This window comes from Deinococcota bacterium (assembly GCA_030858465.1).
Classification (GTDB): domain Bacteria; phylum Deinococcota; class Deinococci; order Deinococcales; family Trueperaceae; genus JALZLY01.
This window is the reverse complement of the sequence record JALZLY010000137.1, coordinates 1-4,014: the sequence shown is the minus strand read 5'-3', so window position 1 is coordinate 4,014 and position 4,014 is coordinate 1. Positions and strand designations below refer to the sequence as shown.

General features: G+C 67.1%; 4 protein-coding genes. 1 reads left to right on the top strand and 3 read right to left on the bottom strand.

Features of this window, described 5'->3' with window-relative positions; translation table 11 throughout:
- Positions 1 to 1,565: hypothetical protein (locus M3498_06550; GenBank protein ID MDQ3458943.1), on the top strand; the 1,565-nt coding region annotated here is incomplete at its 5' end.
- 14 nt (positions 1,566 to 1,579) lie between these two features.
- Here the strand turns inward: M3498_06550 and M3498_06545 are convergent.
- The 3 genes from M3498_06545 to M3498_06535 all read right to left on the bottom strand — a co-directional run.
- Complete coding sequence (locus tag M3498_06545) at positions 1,580 to 2,758, bottom strand: CoA transferase (GenBank protein MDQ3458942.1); 1,179 nt, start codon at positions 2,756 to 2,758, stop codon at positions 1,580 to 1,582.
- Positions 2,759 to 2,780: 22 nt separating this feature from the next.
- On the bottom strand, positions 2,781 to 3,749 hold the full coding sequence (locus tag M3498_06540) for a hydroxymethylglutaryl-CoA lyase (protein MDQ3458941.1): 969 nt from the start codon (positions 3,747 to 3,749) through the stop codon (positions 2,781 to 2,783).
- A gap of 40 nt (positions 3,750 to 3,789) precedes the next feature.
- Positions 3,790 to 4,014, bottom strand: a 225-nt coding sequence (locus tag M3498_06535) for a TRAP transporter large permease subunit (protein MDQ3458940.1), incomplete at its 5' end; no start/stop codon positions are given.

Genomic DNA, 4,014 nt, shown 5'->3' with positions numbered 1-4,014 from the left:
CCTACCTAGCTGAGCACGAAGCACCCGATCTGCGCGCCCGCTACGCGGGGGCCTTAAAGGATCCTGTGGTCGGCTTCGCCGAGGCGCGCCGCGCGGCCTCCCAGGACGAAACCCCGCTGTCTCTCTTTCAGCTCGGCCGCCTCCACCCCGATCCCCTCCAAGGCATTACCCTCCTGCGCAGGAGCGTGCAGGTCGCCGAGCAGCGCGGCAGACCCTACGAGGTCGCGCGAAACGCCTCAGCCCTCAGCGAGTGCCTGATCTTTAGCGGCCACTACCAGGAGGCCGCCACCTGGACGGAGTGGGCGCTGCGCTTTTTCGACGGCCACGACCTCAAGGACGGTTACCGGCGTCTCCTGCTCGTCAACAACGGCGCCTTCGCGCGCTTGATGATCGGCCGGACCGCCGGGCTCATTGACGAACTCACCACCTTGAAAGGGCACCTCGAGGCCGCCGCCCCGCACCTCGCCATCCTGATCCGCTCGACCCTGGCGGACCTGCACCTCGTCGAGGGCAACCTGGACGAAGCCGAGCGGCTGGCCGAGGCGAACATCGGGAAGAGTGCCAGAGTTCACGTCGGCCTTTTCATGGTGCCCTTCGTGCGCATTCTCCTCGAGAAGGGCGACGTGGCGAGCGCCCTGAACGAGAGCCGGCGCGCGCTCGAGCTCACCGCCGGAGAGAGCGACATCCATCACCTTCCGGCCCTGCTGGCGTCGGGAATGGCCAAGGCGTTTCACGATCCGCCTGCGGCGCGCGCACCCCTCGACAGGGTCCTTGAGGCTACCAATCTGTTCGCCCATCACCGCGCCGCCGCCGCCGTTCACCGCCTCATGCTGAACCAGCGGCTAGGAGAGCACACCTGGAATGATGGCATATCCGCCGAGGTGCAAGAGCTCCTGGCCAACCTGTCGAGAACGGGTCTCAGGCTCCTCGGCGGCCCCGAACCGGCCTTTGCGGGCGTCTGGGCGCGGCTGCTCGCCCAGAGCGAACCGCTCGACATCCGCGTGCTCGGCAGCGCCCAAGTCCGCTACGAGGGCAACCTGCTCGGGCTCTCCGAGCGCGTCCTCGAGGTGCTGGTGCTCCTGGCGCTGCACCCGGCCGGACTCCACCCCGAGGTGCTCCACCTGATGCTCTACGGCGAGCGCGACGAGATCAAGCTGGTATCGCTGCGCTCGGCGGTCTCGCGCTTGCGCGGCCAGCTCCCGGTGAGCATGCACCCCTACCGCATCACCGTGCCCTTCCGCCTCGACGTGACCACGCTCGAGGACCACCTCGCGGCGGGCCGGGTTCGTGAGGCCGTAGAACTCTACCAGGGGCCGCTCCTGCCCGCTAGCGCCGCGCCGAAGATTCGGGAGCTGCGCGACTACCTCGAGGAGGGCGTGCGCAGGTCGGTCCTGGCCTCGAGCGACCCCGAAGCCCTGCTGGCCTTCGCCCGCACCTCCCCCGATGACGCCGAGGTGTGGTTTGCCGTCAAGGAGGCGCTGCCCGAGCGCGATCCCCGGTTGCCGCTGGTGCGGGCGAGGCTCGAGCGGCTCGAGCGGGAGTACGAGAACGACGAGTTTCCCTAGTAGTCCATACTCCTTTAGATGACACCGCTGTCCTTGAGCTCCTGGTACTCGTCCCCACCGAGGCCCAGCAAGCCCAAGAAGACCTCGTCGTTGTGCTCGCCCAAGCCGGGGCCGGTCCAGGCGATCCGTCCCGGCGTCTCGCTCAGCTTGGGCACGACGCCCGGCAGGTGCAGGTCGCCCAAGGCCTCGTCCTGCACTCTTATGATCATGTCTCTGGCCTGGTAGTGAAGGTCGTTGACGATGTCTTCGACGGAAAAGATGCCACCGGCTGGAACGCCGGCCTCGGCCAGCAGAGCCGAGAGTTCGGTCATGCTCTGCGCCTTCGTCCACGCGGCGATGAGCTCGTCGAGCTCGGTCTGATGCTCGCCTCGAGCGTCGTGGGTCTTGTACCTGGGGTCGTCCGCCAGCTCAGCACGCCCCATCGCCCCGGCCAGCCGGCGCCAGACGTTGTCGGCGTTGCCGCCGATGGCGATCCACTTGCCGTCTTTGGTCGGGTAGAGATTCGAGGGCGCCACGCCCGGCACGATGTTGCCCGTTCGCTCCCTGACCGCGCCGACCTTCATGTACTCGCTGAGGGAGCTCTCCATCAGCGCAAAAACAGCTTCGTAGAGGGCCACGTCGATGACCTGCCCGCGCCGCTCGGGGCTGCGGTCGCGCTGGTAGACGGCCATCAGGGCGCCGATCACGCCGAACATGGCGGCCACCGAGTCGCCCAGGCTGATGCCGGTCCGCACGGGCGGCCGGTCCGGATAGCCGGTCACGTAGCGGACGCCGCCCATCGCCTCGCCGACGCTGCCGAAGCCCGCCCGGTCCTTGTAGGGGCCGGTCTGGCCGAAACCCGAGATGCGCACCATGATGACGGCCGGGTTGACGGTACGCAGCGCCTCGTAGCCGAGACCCCAGCCCTCCATGGTGCCCGGCCTGAAGTTCTCGATGAGGATGTCCGCGTCCCTGACGAGCGCCATAACGAGTGCCTGACCTTCAGCCGAAGCCAGATTCAGGGTGATGCACTTCTTGTTGCGCGACTGCACGGGCCACCACAGCGACCTGCCTTGGTGCTTCGCCGGCCCCCAGCCGCGCATGGGATCGCCCTTGCCGGGAGGTTCTACCTTGATCACCTCGGCGCCGAAGTCGGCCAGCAGCCGGCCGCAGAAGGGGCCGGCGATAAAGGAGCCCAGCTCGAGCACGCGCATGCCCGCCAGGGGCGTGTCGGGCTTAGCGCTCACCCGTTCCCACCTCGCCGGTTTCACCAAGGTCAGCGTCGCGGGACGTCGGCGACGTTCCTGCCCTCATCAGGTAGCCGGGCAGAGGGTAGCCCAGCAGCGCCTCGAGCCCCTTGGCGGTCCTGATGAGCTTATCCACCTCGATGCCGGTCTCGATGCCCATCTCGTGGAACATGTGAACGAGGTCCTCGGTGCAGACGTTGCCGGTCGCCCCCGGCGAAAACGGGCAACCGCCGATGCCTCCGACCGCCGCGTCGAAGGAGCGGATGCCCGCCTGGTAGCCCGCGAGGATGTTGGCCAGACCCATGCCGCGCGTGTTGTGAAGGTGCAGTCCGAAATGGTGCCGCGGGAAGCGCTCCTTCACCGCCTTCACATAGTCGTGGACTTGTCTCGGGTTGGCCATGCCGGTGGTGTCGGACAAGACGAACGAGGCGAGCGCGCCGCCGCTTGGGGCGCCGCTCAGGGCGCTGATCACGTCGATGACCTTCCGCACCGGAATGACCCCCTCGAAGACGCACACGAACGAGGTGGCCAGGCCGACATTGACCCTCTTGCCGGCCGGCTCGAGCAGGTTCACGATCTCGCCGATCTGCGCGACCGACTCGCGGACGCTTCTGCGGACGTTGCTGCGGTTGTGCGTCTCGCTGACGGAGACGACCACCGTCACTTCATCGACCTCGCTCCGCAAGGCCAACTCGGCGCCCCTCAGGTTGGGGACCAAGACGGTGACGGCGGCGCCTTTGGGCCTGTCGATGCCCGCCAGGACTTCGTCGGCGTCGCTGAGCTGGGGCACCGCTTTGGGGGAGACAAAGGAGGTGGCCTCGATCCGCCTGACGCCGGAAGCCAGGACGGCGTTGATGACTCCGATCTTCTCCTCGGTGGGAATCCAGGCCTTCTCCATCTGGAAGCCGTCACGCGCGGTGACGTCCATGATGCTCACGCTTTCAGTAGGCAAGCGCATGCGTTTCTCCTCTTATGGGTATTGGGTATAGAGTCTCCGCTCACATCAGCCCCGGTAGGGCGGTCACGAGCTGGGGGAAGATCACCAGGATCACCAGCAGGACGAGGATGGGAATCAGGTAAGGCGTGACGCCCCGCACCAGGTCCGCAAAGGCGATGTTCGCCACCCGGGTGATGGCGAAGAGCACCATGCCGAAGGGCGGGGTGATCTCGCCCATCATCAGCGTGATGATCATGATGATGCCGAAGTGGAGCGGGTCGCCGCC

Coding starts and splice junctions, on each gene's coding strand:
- M3498_06540 (MDQ3458941.1), bottom strand. CDS start 3,749: ATGCGCTTGCCTACTGAAAGCGTGAGCATCATGGACGTCACCGCGCGT.
- M3498_06545 (MDQ3458942.1), bottom strand. CDS start 2,758: ATGCGCGTGCTCGAGCTGGGCTCCTTTATCGCCGGCCCCTTCTGCGGC.